Source organism: Streptosporangiales bacterium (genome assembly GCA_009379825.1).
Lineage (GTDB): Bacteria > Actinomycetota > Actinomycetes > Streptosporangiales > WHST01 > WHST01.
Genome location: WHTA01000010.1, coordinates 57,006 through 74,352, shown reverse-complemented (window position 1 = coordinate 74,352; position 17,347 = coordinate 57,006). Strand labels below are relative to the sequence as shown.

Here is a 17,347-nt window from a genome sequence, read left to right as displayed (position 1 = left end):
TCGGTCCTAGGAGCGGGTGACGCGGATCTTGGACTGGCCGTGCGGGAGCTTCTCCCAGTCGTCCATGAACCTGGCCTTCAGGCCGTGCTTCTCGGCCAGGTTGATCAGCGTCTCGGTGCGGTAGTAGAAGTCCTCCCGGAGCACGTGGTGCTCCTCACCCTCGGTGCGGTCGAAGGTGAAGTCGAAGAGGCCGTCCGGCGCCATGATCCGGCCGACGTGTGCGAAGCACTCGTCGATGATGTTCAGCGGGGAGTGCGAGAAGACGCTGTGGGCGTGCACCACGTCGAAGAAGCCGTCGGGCAGGAAGGTGAACTTCAGGTTGTTCACCAACGTCATGTGCGGGAACTTGTCCGCTACCTGGTAGTCCGCGATGGTCTGCTGCGCGGAGAGCAGGATGTCCGGTGAGATGTCGATGCCGTAGTAGTTGTGCGGTTCGAGGTAGTCGATGAACCGCCAGCCGGCGCGCAGGTTGCCGCAGCCGATCTCGAGCATCCGGTGCTCGGGCTTCAGGCCGTGTTCCTTGAGGTAGTCGAACTGCATCTTGCCGAGCGTGAGCCAGCGTTCCTCGGTGGGCGTGCCCACCGCGCCGCGTGGGTTCTTGTCGGTGTCGGACCGCATCACCGCGCGGTAGTAGCTGACGTGGTCCTTGGCCTTCAGCCGGATGATCTGGTCGCGGCACAGCCGCCGGACGTACCCCGGCACCTTCGTCGGATGGGTCGCCGCGTACCTGACCTTGTAGGCGATTCTCGCCCGGTTCTTCTCGCTCACGATGCCTTCTGTTCGTCGTGCGGTGGGGATCAAGAGGGGGTGCTCACTTCCGATTCCATCACGTGGGACCGGGACGTCTCCGGATGGAGCATTCCACCGCATGGAAAGGGGGTGTGTCACATCGGCCGCCATCCGGCGGGTCCAGCTGCCTAGAGTTGATAACGGAAGGATGACGGGTAAGCCACGGGGGTCGAAAGGTGAGTTGCAGTAGCGGGTCGAGATGGACTAGGGCCCGCCGGAGGTTGGGGCTCGAGCCTAATCCGGTACTTCGAGACAGCGATCGGCTGCAAGCTAAAGCCAGAGTTGTCCTTTTCGTCATTTTCTTGGCCAGTATTGGCCTGGCTGTCGTCGCCGGGCGGGCGGCGTACGGGCAGGAGCTCGCCAGGGCACAGCTCGACGAACGGGCCGGCTACCAGGCGGCGGCCAAGGTCACCTCGACGAAGGTGTCCTCCGCCGACCCACAGTCCGGGACCAGCCAGCGGATGGTGACCATCGCCTGGCGGGACCCCGACGACCAGCGGCACCAGCAGCGGCTGGTGGTGGCCAACCGCAAGCGCGCCGGTTCGACGGTGAACGTCTGGGTCGACGCCGACGGGCACGCGTCGCTGCGCAAGCCGCCGGACAGCCGTACGTTCGCGGCGGGTCTGGGGGCCGGCGTGCTCACCGTGTTCCTCAGTACGTGCACGCTCGCGCTCGCGTACACGGCGCTCCTCCTGGCGCTGTACCGGCGCCGGATGGCCGCCTGGGCCAAGGAGTGGTCCGTGGTCGAGCCGCAGTGGCGGCGCCAGGTGCTCTGAGCTGACGCGGGGTCAGTCCTGCAGGATCGGGGCGACCAGGCACTCGCCGGGGATGCCGAACGCTTCCACGAGTGTCTGCGCGTGCGGGCGCAGGGTGGCGCACAGCTCGTTGACCTGGCGGGTCACCGCCTTCGAGCGCTCCGGCGAGAGCCGGTTGTGCTCCAGGTACCAGCCGCGGTCGTGCTCGATCACCGACAGGGCGTGCAGCGCGCAGACGCTGGTGAGCAGCTCCTTCGCGTCCGGGTCGGTGCAGGCCTCGATGCCCTCGACGAACGCCTCCAGCACCAGCCGGTCGACGTGCACCTCGGCGGCGAGCAGCACGTGGTCCTGGGCCGCGTTGAACACCTCGAAGGCGTCCTCGCCGCCGTCCACGCCGGCCTTGATCCGGCGTGCCAGCCCGGCGACGACGTGCCGTTCCCGCCAGGTGAACAGCTCCAGGTGGTACCTGTGGTCGAGCAGGTCGCGCTCGGTGCGCGGCAGCGCGTCGACCAGCCGCTGGGTCAGCGGCCGCGCGGCGGTCGCCTCCAGCACCGTCTCCACCACCTGGCCGGCCACCGCGCGCACCATGCCGCGGGTGTCCAGCTCGCCGAAGTAGTCGCGGTACCCGGTGAGCAGCCCCTTCGCGACGAGCTGCAGCAGCACCGTGTTGTCGCCCTCGAACGTGGTGAAGACGTCGGTGTCCGCCTTCAGGCTCGGCAGCTGGTTCTCCGACAGGTAGCCGGCGCCGCCGCAGGCCTCCCGGCAGGCCTGGATCGTCCGGGTGGCGTGCCACGTCGCGACGGCCTTGATGCCGGCGGCGTCGGACTCCAGCTCGCGGCGTGCGCGGTCGTCGTCGCCGCCGAAGGTGTGCGCAAGCGAGTCCACCAGCTCCTCGTGCGCGAAGTGCAGGGCGTACGTGGTGGCCAGCGCGGGTAGCAGCTTCCGCTGGTGCTGCCGGTAGTCGAGCAGCAGCGTCTCCTCGCCGTCGGCAGCGGCGAACTGGCGGCGGCGGTCCGCGTACTTCACGACGATGGTCAGCGCCAGCTTGGTCGCGTTCACCCCGCCGCCGGCCACGCTCACCCGGCCCTGCACCAGCGTGCCGAGCATGGTGAAGAACCGCCGCGCCTGGCTCTCGATGGGACTGCTGTACGTGCCATCGGGTGCGACGTCCGCGTACCTGTTCAGCAGTGCGGTGCGCGGCACCCGCACGTGGTCGAACCACAGCCGGCCGTTGTCGACGCCGTTGAGCCCCGCCTTGCGGCCGCAGTCGGCGATCCGTACGCCGGCGCACGGCGAGCCGTCGTCGTTCCTGATCGGCACCAGGAACGCGTGCACGCCGTGCGACTCGCCGCCGGTGTGTAGCTGCGCGAACACCACTGCGGCGTGGCCGTCCTTTGCGGCGTTGCCGATGTACTCCTTGCGCGCCTGCTCGACCGGCGTGTGGATGACGAACTCCTGCCGGTCTGCCTCATATGTCGCGGTCGTCTGCAGCGACTGCACGTCGGAGCCGTGCCCGTACTCGGTCATCGCGAAGCAGCCGGGCAGGTCGAGCGAGAGGATCCGCGGGAGGTACTCCTCGTGGTGGTGCCTGGTGCCGAGCTGGTAGACGGAGCCGCCGAACAGCCCCCACTGCACCCCGGCCTTGACCAGCAGCGACAGGTCGCAGTACGCGAGCATGCCGAAGCACGTGATCCAGCCGCCGACGTCGCCACCCCCGCCGTACATGGTGGGGAAACCCAGCGTCGGGCCCGGTGTCTTCGCCAGCCGGCCGATCAGCTCCGTGACCCGCGCGCGGTGCGTCTCGGTGTCCAGGCCGTACGCCGGCCGGAACGCCGGCGAGACCACCTGCTCCCAGGTCTGTGCGCGGACGTGGGTCCAACGCCTCTCGAGCAGGCCGCGGATCGCCTCGGCGGTGCCTTCGCTGACACTGATCCCCATAACGACCCCCAGTCGATGCTGTCGGTGCGGCAAGGATGACGGTACGGTACGTGTCGTCGGTCGCCTGAGAGGACTGGTGATGACCCCGCCAACCCGTCGCGCCGCGATCATCGGTGGCAACCGGATCCCGTTCGCGAGGGCGAACGGGCCGTACGTGCACGCCTCGAACCAGGACATGCTCACCGCCGCACTCGACGGGCTCGTCGCGCGGTTCGGGTTGCAGGACATGCGGCTCGGTGAGGTGGTCGCGGGGGCGGTGCTGAAGCACAGCAGGGACTTCAACCTCACCAGGGAGTGCGTGCTCGGCAGCCATCTGTCGCCGTGGACCCCGGCGTACGACGTGCAGCAGGCATGCGGTACCGGCCTGGAGGCGGTGGCCCTGGTGGCGAACAAGATCGCCCTCGGCCAGATCGACGCGGGGATCGCCGGTGGGGCCGACACCGCGAGCGACGCGCCGGTCGCGGTGAACGACGAGTTCCGCCGGCTGCTGCTCGACGCCAGCAGGCGCAAGGGCGTCGGTGGCAAGCTGGCGCTGCTCGGCCGGCTGCGGCCGCGGCAGGCGGTGCCTGACACCCCGCGCAACGCCGAACCCCGTACGGGGATGTCGATGGGCGAGCACGCGGCGCTGACCGCGAAGACCTGGGGCATCGGCCGGGAGGAGCAGGACGAGCTCGCCCTCGCCAGCCACAGCAACCTCGCCGCAGCGTACGAGCGCGGCTTCTTCGACGACCTGGTCACGTCGTACCTCGGCGTGCAGCGCGACGCCAACCTGCGGGCGGACACCAGCATGGAGAAGCTGGCGAAGCTGACCCCGGTGTTCGGGAAGGGCGACGACGCGACGATGACGGCCGGCAACTCCACACCGCTGACCGACGGTGCCGCGACGGTGTTGCTCGGCAGCGACGAGTGGGCGGCGAAGAACCGGCTGCCGGTGCTCGCCCACGTGGTGGACGTCGAGACCGCGGCCGTCGACTACGTGCACGGCGCGGAGGGCCTGCTGATGGCGCCGGTCTACGCCGTGCCTCGGCTGCTCGACCGCAACGGCCTGCGGTTGCAGGACTTCGACTTCTACGAGATCCACGAGGCGTTCGCGTCCACCGTCCTGACCACGTTGCGGGCGTGGGAGGACCTGAGCTACGCCAGGGACAAGCTCGGCCGGGAAGGGCCGCTCGGCACCATCGACCGCTCGAAGCTGAACGTGGTCGGCTCCTCGCTCGCGACCGGCCACCCGTTCGCCGCGACCGGCGGCCGGATCGTGGCGACGCTGGCGAAGCTGCTCGCCGAGAAGGGCAGCGGTCGCGGGCTGGTCTCCATCTGCGCCGCCGGCGGCCAGGGCGTGGTCGCGATCGTCGAAGCGGCAGGTGAGGCCGCATGACCGTCGCGGAGCGGCTGGTCGACTCACCGGTCGGCCGCAGTGTCACGAAGGCGCTCGGCATCCCGCCCGCCGTGCCGCTGCGCCGGCAACGGCCGGGGGAGCCGCTGCTCGACGGGCCGGTCCTCGTGCACGCCGCCGGCAGCGGCATCGAGCAGGCGCTGACCGAGATCGGCGTGCCGTACGGCTTCACCGACGACGGCACCACCGAGTACGCCGCGCTGGTCTGCGACGCGACCGCCATGACCGACGTCGCCGGGCTGCGCGAGGTCTACGCGTTCCTGCACGGCACGCTGCGCCGGCTGCGGCCGAGCGGGCGGGTGCTCGTGCTCGGCGTGCCGCCCGAGGACTGCGTCGACCCGCGCTCGGCGGCCGCGCACCGGGCGCTCGACGGCCTCGTCCGGTCGGTGGCCAAGGAGGCGAGGAAGGGCGCGACCGCGAACCTCGTCTACGCGCAGCCGGCTCCCGGCAGCGAGGTCGTGTCCACGCTTCGGTTCTTCCTCTCCGGCAGCTCCGCGTACGTCTCCGGGCAACCGGTACGGGTGCGGAAGGTGCAGGGGCTGCGGCCGGACCAGGTGGAGTACCCGCTGAGCGGGAAGCTGGCCGTGGTCACCGGCGCGGCGCGCGGGCTCGGCGCGGCGATGGCCGCGAAGCTGGCCGCCGACGGCGCCCGGGTGATCTGCCTGGACGTGCCCGCGGCGGGTGAGCAGCTGATCGCGACGGCGAACGACGTACGCGGGCTCGCGCTGCAGCTCGACGTCACGGCGGACCCGGCGCCGGCCAGGTTGGGCCGGTACCTCAGGACGCGGTTCGGCGGTGTCGACATCTTCGTGCACAACGCGGGGATCACCCGCGACAAGCTGCTCGTCAACATGGCCGAGGAGCAGTGGGACGCGGTGCTCGGCGTGAACCTCGCCGCACAGCTGCGGATCAACGAGGAGCTGCTCGCCGCCGACCTGCTGCGCTCTGGCGCCAGGGTCGTCTGTGTCTCCTCGCAGAGCGGCATCGCGGGCAACCGTGGACAGACCAACTACGCGGCGAGCAAGGCCGGTGTGATCGGCATGGTGCAGGCGCTCGCCCCGCGGCTTTCCGCCGTCGGCGGCACGGTGAACGCCGTCGCCCCCGGCTTCATCGAGACCGAGATGAGCGCGCAGATGCCGTTCGCCGTGCGGGAGATAGGGCGGCGCGTCAACAGCCTCGGCCAGGGTGGGCGACCGGTGGACGTCGCGGAGACGGTGGCCTGGTTGGCGCGCTCCGGCAGCGCCGGCGTCAACGGTCAGGTGGTCAGGGTCTGCGGACAGAGCATGTTGGGCGCGTGACGAGATGGGTACAGAAGAACTCGCCACCATACCGGGCCTGCGCAGGCTCTACCTCAAGGGCGCCGCAGGGCTGATCGGCCGGCACGGTGTGCGGCTGCCCGACCGGGAGCTGGTCGTCCGCGAGGTGACGGTCGACCCGGCGCGGCTCGCGGCGTACAACCGGGTCTGCGGCTTCCGGCTGACCGACAGGCTCGCCGGCACGTACCCGCACGTGCTCGCGTTCCCACTGCAGGTCACGCACATGGCCGACCGCGCGTTCCCGTTCCCGCTGCCCGGGCTCGTCCACATCCGCAACAGCATCACCGTGCTGCAGCCGATCGACCTCGCCGCGCCGCTCACCCTGCGGGTGCATGCCGAGCGGATCGCGCCGCATCCCCGCGGCGCCCAGGTCGACCTGGTGTCGCAGGCCTACGTCGACGGCGAGACCGTCTGGCTGGGGCGCAGCACGTACCTCGCGCGCGGCAGGTCGGTGCCACAGCAGGCGGCGACGGAACCGATCACCGAGCCGATGTACCACGCCGAGCGCGAGGTGCCAGAGCAGACCACGGCGGTGTGGCGCCCGCGGCGTGACCTGGGTCGGCGCTACGCCGACGTGTCCGGCGACGTCAACCCGATCCACCTGGGCCGGGTGCGGGCGCGGATGTTCGGGTTCGCGCGGCCGATCGCGCACGGCATGTGGACCAAGGCGCGCTGCCTCGCGGCGTTCGAGGGACGGCTGCCGGACACCTACCTGGTCGAGGTCGAGTTCAAGAAGCCGGTGCCGCTGCCTTCGCCGGTCGAGTTCGCGTCCGAGCCGACCGACAACGGCTGGCTGTTCGGCGTCCGCTCCCGCAGCGGGGCGCCCCATCTGGTCGGCCGGATCGCTGCGCGCTGACCGGCCACAGCGGACGGAGGGTGAGACCTCGGATGACTGGTGACAGCGGTTCGACGGCCGGCACGCTGGTGCCGATGCTGCGCGAGCAGGGCGTGGAAGGGGTCGTGCTCGCCTACGTCGACGTGTCGGGCGTCAACCGGATCAAGACCGTGCCGGTGGCCGCGCTGGAGCGCACGGCCGTCTGGGGCGTCGGCATGTCGCCGGTCTTCGACACGTTCCTGTCCAACGACGTGCCGATCAAGGCCACCTACCTCGGCGGACCGGACGGCGACCTGCGGCTGGTGCCCGACCTCGGGGCGCTCGTCCCGCTGGCCGCGCAACCCGGGTGGGCGTGGGCGCCGGTAGACAGGTACACCCAGGACCACGAGCCGTACGTGGCGTGCTCCCGGCTGTTCGCGCAGCGGATGGTGGAACGGGCGCGGGCGGTCGGTGTGACGTACCGGATGGGCATAGAGATCGAGTGGGCGATCAGCGAAGGCACGGGCGACGAGTTCGTGCCCGCCTGCGTCGGACCGGCGTACAGCATGACCAGGCTGACCGAGCTGAGCGACTACGCCGCCGAGCTGCTGGCCGCGCTGCGGGCGGAGGGCATCGAGGTGCAGCAGCTGCACCCGGAGTACTCCGACGGTCAGTTCGAGGTGTCGGTGGCGGCGGCCGACCCGGTGCGTGCCGCCGACGACAGCGTGCTCGTGCGGCAGACCATCCGCGCCGTCTCGGCACAGCACGGGCTGCGGGTCTCGTTCGCGCCCTCGGTGCTCGTCGGCCACGTCGGCAACGGCGGGCACGTCCACCTCTCCGCCTGGCGCGAAGGCGGCAACCTGCTCGCCGGCGGCGACGGCAGGTACGGCATGACGGCGGCGGGCGAGTCAATGCTCGCCGGGGTGCTCGACGCGCTGCCTGCGCTGCAGGCGATCGGCGCGCCGTCGCCGGCGAGCTACCTGCGGCAGCTGCCGTCGCACTGGGCCGGCGTCTACCGGTGCTGGGGAAGGGAGACCAGGGAGACGGCGATGCGCTTCATCACCGGCTCCGCCGGCGACGAGGGGCGCGCGGCCAACGCCGAGGTCAAGTGCGTCGACCTCGCCGCGAACCCGTACCTGCTCGCCGGGGCGTTGCTCGCGGCCAGCCTCGCCGGGCTCGACGCCGAGGCGACGCTGCCGGAGGAGATGGTCGGCGACCCCGCCTGGCACGACGAGGACGAGCTCGCCTCGCGCGGCGTGCACCGGCTGCCGCGGTCCCTGGACGAGGCGGCGACGGCGTTCGCGAACAGCCAGCTGCTGCGCGACGCACTCGGCGTGCCGCTGTTCGACGCGATCCTGGCCGTCCGCCGCGCCGAGATAGAGCGCTTCGAAGGCGCGGAGCCGCACGAGATCGCCGAGGCCGTTCGCTGGGTGTACTGAGCGGCTACTTGCGGATCAGCGACCACGGCAGGCCGGTGCAGCTGTCGGCCCACGCGGTGCCGATCGGCACGTGTTCGCCGCTGCTCTGCTCCTGGTTCACCAGGCAGCCGACGATGGCCGCCGGCGTGTTCGACGCGATGATCCTGCCGTACGCGTTGACCAGCAGCAGCTGGCTGCCGGCGTCCGACAGCAGCGGCAGCAGCCGCTCCTCCAGGTCGGTGGTCCTGATGTCCGCCGCTGCCACGCCGACGAACCGGTCGCCGACGTGGACCGGGTCGGCGAAGGTGAGGATGTACTCGTCCGTGCCGGCGTAGTCGACGTACGGGCCGACGATCACCCGGCCGCCGGTGGCGCGCGGTGTCTCGAACCACGGTGCCGCGGTGTAGACGTAGCCGTCCACGTGGTTGGGGTCGAGGTCAGGGGTGAGCTGCTGCGGCTGGTCGGAGTCGGCGGACGTGCGCCACCACTCCAGCCACCTGGGCTCGTCGGCGAGCGAGTCCGGCGCGGCGATCACCCCGGTGCCGGCCAGCTTCGGGTGCTCACCGCCGAGGTGCGCGAGCACCGTGGAGCGGATGGTGGCCAGCTCCGTCGTGGTCGGCTTCCGGTTCTCCGCCGAGGCGCGCGCGTGCAGCGCGGCCGCCTGGTCGGCCAGCACCTCGATCCCTGCGAACACCTCGTCGAGCACGCTGTTGGCGTAGCTGCACGCCGTCGTCTCGGCGAGCTCTAGTGCCTCGGCCACGAGTCCTCCGCGCGTCGATGTCGGCAGCCACCGCCTCTGGACACTAGGACACTCCACCTGGTCATCGCTTGGCAAGCTGTAGATGGAACTCGATCAGCCGAGCGATGCCGTGCTCGACGTGCTGCTCGGCGTGGTCGCGGGCTACGGCGCCTTGACCTGCCTCGATGGCGGCGAGGATGGCCTTGTGCTGCTCGACGGCCTCGTCCAGGTGGACGGCCTCGCCGAACGGGATCCACAGCAGCTCGCCGATCTCGCCCTGCAGGTCGATCTCCTGCCGGGTGAGCCGGGTCGACTGCGCGGCGGCGGCGATCTCTATGTGGAACCGTCCGTCGGCGCGTCGCCTCGCCCCGACGGTCTTGGCGCAGGCGAGCGCGTCGACCAGCTCGTGCAGTCGCTCGATGTGGTCGCTGGACGCACGCTCGGCGGCCAGCCGCGCGGCCGTGCCCGCTACCGCGACCTGCTGGTCACCGATCTCGCGCAGCTCGTGCACGCCGGTCTCGCGCAGCAGCGTCCGCAGCCGGGCGACCGACGCGTCCACGGGAGCACGGACGAAGGTGCCGCCGCCGCGGCCGCGGCGGGTTTCCACGAGCCCCTGCTGCCGCAGCGCGGACAGTGCCTCGCGCAACGTCACGGTGGAGACGTTGAAGGCGCTGGCCAGATCGGACTCCTTCGGCAGCTGCTCGCCGTCGGTGATCAGGCCGAGGCCGATGGCCTCGCCGATCCTGCGCGCGACCACGTCGCCTCTGCCGCCATCGGTCAGTGGCGCAAAGATGATGTGCCGTGCCGCGCCCGACGCGTCCGTCACGCTCTCTCACCTTCGCTCTCCCGCCGCATCCGTGCGGTGTTCGCTCGAGCTTATGGCCTCGGTGCATCCCGGGTCCGTTCGACTACGGAGCTTAACTCTTGCCAATTGAACTATGAAGTCATATGTTTTTCGCCAATACCGGCCCGCCCCCGCAGCTACGACACGCGCGACCTAGGCCACGGAGGCAGCCGATGACCCAGACACCACACGAAGACGACGGTCCGGCGGCGGTATCGGCGCAGCCGGGCTCGGGGAACGGCTCGGGGAACGGGCACGCGCCGGTGACGGAGGAGTTCATCGGCGAGTGGCGCAACGCCGCCTACAACTGCTTCTCTTCCGGGCACAAGTTCTGCCGCGAGGTGTGCCCGGTTATGCAGGTGACCCGCAACGAGGCGTGGACGCCGACGGCGTTCCACGCCAACGTGGTGGCGATGGAGGCCGGCGACCTGACCGTCGAGGACGTCGCCGCCGACTACGTGAACTGCACCCAGTGCGGTGCCTGCGAGCTGCGTTGCCCGAACACGCTCTTCACCGGTGACTTCTACCGGTTCCGCACCCGCACGGTCGAGCTGGTGAAGGAGATGCGTGCGCTGGCCGTGGACAACGGCGTGCACCAGCCTGGCTACCAGCGGTGGAACATGCTCACCGACGAGCGCAGCCACGAACCGGTGCTCGGCGAGGTGCCGGTCAGTCAGGAGCGCGTCCGGGACTGGAGCGAGGGTCTGGACATCCCGATCGGCGGCGAGACGATCCTGTTCGTCGACTGCGAGGCGGCGTTCTATCGCACCTCGGTACCGCGGGCGGTGGCGCAGATCCTGCAGCGGGCCGGGTATCCGTTCGGGCTGATGCGCGAGCAGTGGTGCTGCGGCGGCCCGGCGGCGGAGATGGGCTACCGCGAGCAGTCCAAGCGGTTCGCCGAGCACAACCTGGCCGACTGGCGCGCCACCGGTGTGCGCCGGGTGCTCGTGCTCGACCCGCACGACTACATCACGTTCACCGAGGACTATCCGAAGTTCTTCGGCGACGACTACGACATCGAGATCGTCCTGGTGGTCGAGCTGCTCGCGCAGCTGATCGAGGACGGCACGCTGACGCCGAGCGTGCCGGTCGAGAAGACCATCACGTACCACGACCCCTGTCGCCTCAACAAGCGCAAGGGGGTCTGGCAGGAACCCAGGCAGATCCTCCGGTCCATCCCCGGCCTGACGTTCAACGACGTCGACCGCGTGACGCAGTGGTCGTACTGCTCCGGTGGCGGCGCCGGTCTGCCGATCGAGAAGCCGGACCTCACCAGGAAGATCAGCGCGAGCCGGTTGGCGAAGGCGGCCGAGCTCGAGGTGGACACGCTGGTCTCCGCTTGCCCGTGGTCGGAGCGGCCGCTGGCCGAAGCGGGCGAGGCCGAATCGATCGACGTGGTCGACATCCACGAGCTGCTCGCGGAATCGCTCGGCATCGAGGTCGGCGGCTCGCGAGTAGGTGAGGGAGGAGGCGGTCGCGCATGACTATGGCGCCTGAACTGTCCGACCGGGTGATCGGTGAGCTCACCGACGTGCTCGGCGGAGAGCACGTGCTCACGTCGAAGACCGAGCGGTTCAACCGTGCGCGGGTGCCTGCGCCGTTCCCCGTGCACCGGTGGAAGGAGCGGGTGCCCGACCTGGTGGTGCTGCCCGGGTCGACCAAGGAGGTCGCCGAGGCCGTCAAGATCGCGAACCGGCACCGCATCCCGGTCGTACCGCGCGACGGCGGCACCGGGCTGACCGACGGTGCCGTGCCTGAGCGGCAGGGCATGGTGATCGACGTCAAGCGGATGAACGACATCAAGGACGTCGACCCGGTCAACCGCACCTGCCGGGTCGGCGCCGGCATCAACATGCTGAAGCTGAACGAGGTGATCGGCCCGCAGTACGGGTTGATCTACCCGGACGACCCTGCGTCGTACCCGTGCTCGCTCGTCGGCGGCCGGATCGGCACCAGCGGGTGGTCGCTGATCGGCTCCAGGTACGGGCACTCGCGCGACCTGGTGCTCAACTTCGACTTCGTGCTGCCGACAGGCAAGGTGATCAGGGTCGGTGACGGCGGCGGGCCGAAGGTGTCGAAGAGCTCCACCGGGTACCAGCTGAAGCATCTCTTCATGGGGCACCAGGGCACGCTGGGTATCGCCACCGAGGCGACGCTGAAGCTCTACCCCAAGCCCCGGAGGCGGAGTTCTCGCCGTTCTGGGCGTTCCCCGACTACGACAGCGCGTACACGTGCCTGCAGCGGCTGGCGCACGCAGGTGTCGCGACGTTCGCCGGTGCGGTGCTTTTCGACGAGTGGAAGGTCGACTACCTGCGCCGCGACGACGAGGCGTACATCCCGCAGCCGGCGGACGTGCGTGCGCTCGTCTGCGCAGTCGCGTACGGCAACGAGGACGAGGTGCGTGCGGGCGGTAAGCGGTTCATGCGCATCGCGCGCGACGCCGGCGCGAAGTACCTCGGCGACGAGATCTCGCACGGTGACTGGGCGGCCAGGCACGACCGCTACGCGACGCCGCTGCACGGCCGCACCCGCTCCGGGCAGGTGGCGCCGATGAGCTGGCACTGCGAGGACGCGGCCATCAACTACACGAAGCTGCCGCAGGTGCGGCTGGAGTGGCACGGCATCATCGAGCGGCTGCGCGAGCGGTACGACATCTTCGACGACTGGGGCATGTTCTGCTACACCAGCGCGGACACCGGCGTCGACTACCTGACGGAGATCGACGTCGGGATCTGGGAGCAGAACCTCGACGACGAGGCGTGGGCCGCCTGGGTGCAGGCCAAGAAGGACATCGCGGAGGTCACCGTGCGGCACGGCGGTTCGATCAGCGCCTGCCACGGCGCATGCCGTGCCGGCGAGGTCGACCTGGTGCCGGTGGAGCTGGGCGGCGGCTTCGACGTGATGCTCGACGTCAAGAAGGCCGTCGACCCGAACAACATCATGAACCCGGGCAAGTACCTGCTCGACCGGGCGTACGAGACGGGGAGGTCAGGCGATGAGTGAGCCGAGCGGTTACCGGTACGGCGAGCAGCACACGCCGCCGCCGGCCAAGCAGATCACCGACGTCGCCATCGAGCGGTTCGAGCACATCTTCGAGGTCGACCCGAAGCTGATGACGGTGAACGTCGCGCAGCAGCTGTTCCCCAACTGGGACACGTTGCGCATCGCCGCGAGCCGTACGGACCACCTGGAGTGGATGCACAGGCACTGGGCAGACGAGGTGCTCTCGGGTCAAGAGCTGCTGGACGAGATCGAGCGCGAGGAACCGCGCTAGCGCGGGACGGTCGAAGAGAAGCGAGGAGGCCGTGCCGGTGAACCCTGTCACGCCGCAGCAGTCAGCCCAGTCTGCCGACAGCGATGCCGCGCAGCTGGCCGCGCTCGGGTACACCTCGGAGTTCCGCAGGGAGATGAGCCCGTGGGCGAACTTCTCGCTCGGGTTCACCTACCTGTCGCCGGTCGTCGGCGTGTACACGCTGTTCGCGACGTCGCTCGCGGTCGGCGGGCCCGCCGATGATCTGGAGCCTGCTGATCGTCGGCGTGGGGCAGCTGCTGGTCGCTCTCGTCTTCGGCGAGGTGGTTTCGCAGTTCCCCGTCGCCGGCGGGGTGTACCCCTGGTCGCTGCGGCTGTGGGGACGCAAGTGGGCGTGGTTGACCGGCTGGGTCTACGCGATCGCGTTGCTCGTCACGATCGCCAGCGTGGTGTACGGGGCGGGGCCGTACCTGGCCGCACTACTCGGTTTCGAGGCGTCGATCAACGCCACCATCGGCTGCGCGCTCGTGATGATCCTTATCGCGACGGCCATCAACCTGGGCGGCACGAAGGTGCTCAGCATCGCCGCCATCATCGGGTTCAGCACGGAGATCATCGGCGCGCTGGCCGCGGCGCCTGGCTGTTGATCACCGAGCGGCACCACAACCTGGGCGCGCTGTTCGACAGCTTCGGCGCCGCAGGCGAGGGCTCGTACCTCGGTGCGTTCCTCGCCGCCGGGCTGATCGGCATCTTCCAGTACTATGGCTTCGAGGCGTGCGGTGACGTCGCCGAGGAGGTGAAGAACCCCGGCCGGCGGATCCCGAAGGCGATGCGGATGACCATCTACGTCGGTGGCGCCGCCGCGACGTTCGTCTGCCTCGCGCTGATCCTCGCGGTGCCGGACTTCCAGGCCGTCTACTCCGGTGCGAACCCCGACCCGGTCTCCGGTGTGCTGAGTGCGGCCTTCGGCACCTGGGGTGCGCGGGTGGTGCTGTTCATCGTGCTGGTCTCGTTCGTCTCCTGCGCGCTCAGCCTGCAGGCGGCCGCGAGCCGGCTGCTGTACTCGTACGGCAGGGACAAGATGCTGCCGGGCGCCGCGCTGCTGGCCAGGTTCTCGCACTCGCGCGGGGTGCCCCCGTACGCGCTGCTCGTGGGCGCCGTGGTGCCGGCGGTCGTGGTGCTGCTGTCCAGGTTCTCCACCGAGGCGATCACGAAGATCGTGTCGTTCGCCGTGCTCGGCATCTACCTCGGCTTCCAGATGGTGGTGCTCGCCGCGTTGCGTGCCCGGCTGACCGGCTGGCGGCCGGCCGGCCAGTTCACCCTCGGGCGCTGGGGCATGCTCGTCAACGTGCTTGCGCTCGCGTACGGCGTCGCGGCGATCGTGAACATGGTGTGGCCGCGCACACCCGACGCCCCCTGGTACGACAACTACCTCACGCTGCTCTCCGGAGTCGTGGTGGTGGGGCCGGTCTCGTGATACTCGTGGCGCTACGGCCGTACAAGAACAGCACAGCGGTCGCCGGTACGGAACAGGAGCAGAGATGACGCAGCGAACCGTACGGAACTTCGTCGGCGGCAAGCAGGAGGACGCGGGCAGCGGGCAGACCGCGCCGCTGATCGACCCCGTGACCGGCTCGGCCTACGGGACCGCGCCCGTGTCCGGTGCCGACGACGTGCAACACGCGCTCAGCGTCGCGGAGCGCGCGTTCGAGAAGTGGCGCGACAGCACACCAGCCGAGCGTCAGCTGGCGCTCTCCAGGCTCGCCGACGCGGTCGAGTCGCGCCAGGACGAGTTCCTCGCGCTCGAGTGCGAGAACACGGGCAAGCCGCTGGAGCTCACCAGGCAGGAAGAACTGCCGATGTTCCTCGACCAGCTGCGCTTCTTCGCCGGCGCGGCCCGGGTGCTCGAGGGACGCGCGTCGGCGGAGTACATGAGTGGCCTGACGTCGTGGATACGCAGGGAGCCCGTCGGCGTGTGCGCTCAGGTGACGCCGTGGAACTACCCGGCCCTGATGGCGCTGTGGAAGTTCGCGCCCGCGCTCGCCGCAGGCAACACGGTGGTGCTCAAGCCGTCCGACACCACGCCGGTCAGCACGGCGTGGCTCGCCGAGGTGGCCGCGGAGTTCCTGCCCGAGGGTGTGTTCAACGTGGTCTGCGGTGACCGCGCGACTGGCGCCGAGCTGGTGTCCAACAAGATCCCCGCGATGGTGTCGATCACCGGCAGCGTGCGCGCCGGCAAGGAGGTCGCGCTCGCCGCGGCCAATGACCTCAAGCGCGTACACCTCGAGCTGGGCGGCAAGGCACCGGTGATCGTCTTCGACGACGCAGACGTGGCCGCGGCGGCGGAGGGAATCGCCGCGGCCGCCTACTTCAACGCCGGGCAGGACTGCACGGCGGCCAGCCGGGTGCTTGCCGGTCCGCGGGTGCACGACGACTTCGTCGCGGCACTGCAGGAGCAGGCGGCCGGCACCACGACGGGTGCGGTGGACGGCGCCGACTACGGGCCGCTGAACAACGCCGACCAGCTCGCCAGGGTGAGTGGTTTCGTGGACCGGCTGCCCGACCACGCGGACCTGCGGACCGGCGGCTCCCAGGTCGGTGACAAGGGGTACTTCTACGCCCCCACGGTGGTCGCCAACCTGCAGCAGGACGACGAGGCCGTGCAGAACGAGATCTTCGGTCCGGTCGTCAGCGTGCAGAAGTTCAGCGACGAGGACGAGGCACTGCGCTGGGCCAACGGCGTGGAGTACGGCCTCGCGTCGAGCGTCTGGACGAAGGACCACGGTAAGGCGATGCGGATGGCCAAGCGGCTCGACTTCGGCTGCGTCTGGATCAACACGCACATCCCGCTCGTCGCGGAGATGCCGCACGGCGGCTTCAAGCACTCCGGTTATGGCAAGGACCTGTCGATGTACGGCTTGGAGGACTACACGAGGGTGAAGCACGTGATGTCCAGTTTGGAGTAACGATACCCACACCGAACGCGCCGAGGTGAAGAGATGAAGTTCAGCTATGTGATGCTGCCTGACTATCCGCTCGACGAGACGATCGAGTCGATCAAGCTGGCCGATCGGCTCGGCTACTACGGCTGCTACGCGGCCGACGAGACATGGCACAAGGATCTGTGGCTGCTCTTCGCCGCGGCTGCGGACAAGACGTCGAACATCCGCTTCGGGCCGAGCCTGTCCGCCGTCACCCTGCGCGAGCCGTCGCTCATCGCGCAGGCGACGGCGACGCTCGATGAGCTCACCGGTGGCAGGGCGGAGTGCGTGCTTGGCTCGGGCAACTTCGGGCTGCTCGCGCAGTACGGCATCAACTGGGTGAAGAGCAAACCGTTGACCCGGATGAAGGAGGCGCACCACGCCGTACGGACGCTCCTCGACGAGGGCGCCATCACCAGCGAGGGCCAGTTCTACTCGTACCAGGGGTTGTTCACCTTCGCCCGTCCCGTGCAGGAGCGGGTGCCGGTGAAGCTGGGCGCCATGCGGGGCCCGAAGTCGTTCCAGGCGGCCGGTGAGCTCTCCGACGGCGTGCACCACGCGCTTAGCTACACCAGGCGCGCGTACGACTACATGGTGGAGAATGTGCGGATCGGTGCGGAGCGTGCCGGCAAGGACGCCGACTCGCTCGACCTCGGCGCCTGGGTCGTCTTCGCGACCGGCCCGGACTCCGAGGCCGCGAAGAACGCGGCGCGCGCCATGGTCGGCCTGTACGCCTCGGCGATGCCGAAGGAGCAGCTGGAACGCAACGACGTCGACCCGGCGGAGCTGACCGACATCATCGCCGCGGTGGGCGCCGGCCGGGTGGACCAGGCGTACGAGCTGACGTCGCCCGACCTCGCCGACCGGCTGTCCATCGCGGGCACGCCGGAGGAGTGCGTCGCGAAGATCAACTCGCAGATCAGCGGCACCGGGGTGAACCACATGATCCTCGCGATCACCGACGTCGCCCTGGTGAAGACGTTCTCCGGCATGGAGCTGCCCGGCGTGGCCACGATGAGCGAGCAGCTCCAGCTCGTCCACGACGAGGTGATGCCCGCGGTGAAGTAGCCGCCGCCAGGTGAGTCGGTCAGCTTGACGCCGCATGTCGGC

General features: G+C 69.9%; 13 protein-coding genes and 2 pseudogenes. 11 read left to right on the top strand and 4 right to left on the bottom strand.

Annotation, left to right across the window (positions count from 1 at the left end; all coding sequences use genetic code 11):
- Window positions 1–6: 6 nt before the first annotated feature.
- Window positions 7–870 carry a methyltransferase gene (locus GEV07_07650; protein MQA02589.1) on the bottom strand — a complete coding sequence of 288 codons (864 nt, stop codon included), beginning with the start codon at window positions 868–870 and terminating at the stop codon, window positions 7–9.
- Between the two features lie 221 nt (window positions 871–1,091).
- Here GEV07_07650 and GEV07_07645 point away from each other — a divergent pair, with 221 nt between their 5' ends.
- Window positions 1,092–1,565, top strand: a complete 474-nt coding sequence (locus tag GEV07_07645) for a hypothetical protein (protein ID MQA02588.1) — start codon at window positions 1,092–1,094, stop codon at window positions 1,563–1,565.
- Between the two features lie 12 nt (window positions 1,566–1,577).
- Here GEV07_07645 and GEV07_07640 read toward each other — a convergent pair whose 3' ends face one another.
- A complete protein-coding gene (locus GEV07_07640; protein ID MQA02587.1) occupies window positions 1,578–3,482 on the bottom strand; it encodes an acyl-CoA oxidase in 1,905 nt (634 codons plus the stop codon).
- 79 nt (window positions 3,483–3,561) lie between these two features.
- Here GEV07_07640 and GEV07_07635 point away from each other — a divergent pair, with 79 nt between their 5' ends.
- The 4 genes from GEV07_07635 to GEV07_07620 are packed head-to-tail and all read left to right on the top strand — an operon-like array spanning window position 3,562 to window position 8,444.
- Window positions 3,562–4,857, top strand: coding sequence for an acetyl-CoA C-acetyltransferase (locus GEV07_07635; protein ID MQA02586.1), 1,296 nt, complete (start codon window positions 3,562–3,564; stop codon window positions 4,855–4,857).
- The gene (locus GEV07_07630; protein MQA02585.1) at window positions 4,854–6,173 is read left to right on the top strand and encodes a 3-oxoacyl-ACP reductase; all 1,320 of its coding nucleotides are present in this window, start codon (window positions 4,854–4,856) and stop codon (window positions 6,171–6,173) included. Before GEV07_07635 ends, GEV07_07630 begins: the two co-directional genes overlap by 4 nt.
- Window positions 6,174–6,177: 4 nt before the next feature.
- Window positions 6,178–7,047 (top strand): hypothetical protein, encoded by an 870-nt coding sequence (locus GEV07_07625; protein MQA02584.1) that lies wholly within the window; start codon window positions 6,178–6,180, stop codon window positions 7,045–7,047.
- A gap of 32 nt (window positions 7,048–7,079) precedes the next feature.
- Entirely contained in the window at window positions 7,080–8,444 is a 1,365-nt protein-coding gene (locus tag GEV07_07620) for a glutamine synthetase (GenBank protein ID MQA02583.1), read from the top strand.
- 4 nt (window positions 8,445–8,448) lie between these two features.
- On the opposite strand, the gene GEV07_07615 is transcribed toward GEV07_07620, so the two are convergent.
- The gene (locus GEV07_07615) at window positions 8,449–9,267 is read right to left on the bottom strand and encodes a hypothetical protein (GenBank protein ID MQA02582.1); all 819 of its coding nucleotides are present in this window, start codon (window positions 9,265–9,267) and stop codon (window positions 8,449–8,451) included.
- Complete coding sequence (locus GEV07_07610; GenBank protein MQA02581.1) at window positions 9,245–9,988, bottom strand: FCD domain-containing protein; 744 nt, start codon at window positions 9,986–9,988, stop codon at window positions 9,245–9,247. Before GEV07_07610 ends, GEV07_07615 begins: the two co-directional genes overlap by 23 nt.
- A gap of 191 nt (window positions 9,989–10,179) precedes the next feature.
- Between GEV07_07610 and GEV07_07605 the strand changes: the two genes are divergently transcribed.
- From GEV07_07605 to GEV07_07580, 6 genes and pseudogenes are all read left to right on the top strand, one after another.
- Window positions 10,180–11,490 carry a (Fe-S)-binding protein gene (locus GEV07_07605; protein ID MQA02580.1) on the top strand — a complete coding sequence of 437 codons (1,311 nt, stop codon included), beginning with the start codon at window positions 10,180–10,182 and terminating at the stop codon, window positions 11,488–11,490.
- Window positions 11,487–13,009: pseudogene (locus GEV07_07600) on the top strand (FAD-binding protein). The gene GEV07_07605 and the pseudogene GEV07_07600 overlap by 4 nt, the downstream one beginning before the upstream one ends.
- A complete protein-coding gene (locus tag GEV07_07595; GenBank protein ID MQA02579.1) occupies window positions 13,002–13,280 on the top strand; it encodes a hypothetical protein in 279 nt (92 codons plus the stop codon). The pseudogene GEV07_07600 and the gene GEV07_07595 overlap by 8 nt, the downstream one beginning before the upstream one ends.
- A 133-nt stretch (window positions 13,281–13,413) precedes the next feature.
- A pseudogene (locus GEV07_07590) lies at window positions 13,414–14,733 on the top strand (amino acid permease).
- A 64-nt stretch (window positions 14,734–14,797) separates the two neighbouring features.
- Window positions 14,798–16,222 carry an aldehyde dehydrogenase family protein gene (locus tag GEV07_07585; protein ID MQA02578.1) on the top strand — a complete coding sequence of 475 codons (1,425 nt, stop codon included), beginning with the start codon at window positions 14,798–14,800 and terminating at the stop codon, window positions 16,220–16,222.
- 33 nt (window positions 16,223–16,255) lie between these two features.
- On the top strand, window positions 16,256–17,305 hold the full coding sequence (locus GEV07_07580) for an LLM class flavin-dependent oxidoreductase (GenBank protein ID MQA02577.1): 1,050 nt from the start codon (window positions 16,256–16,258) through the stop codon (window positions 17,303–17,305).
- Window positions 17,306–17,347: the final 42 nt, after the last annotated feature.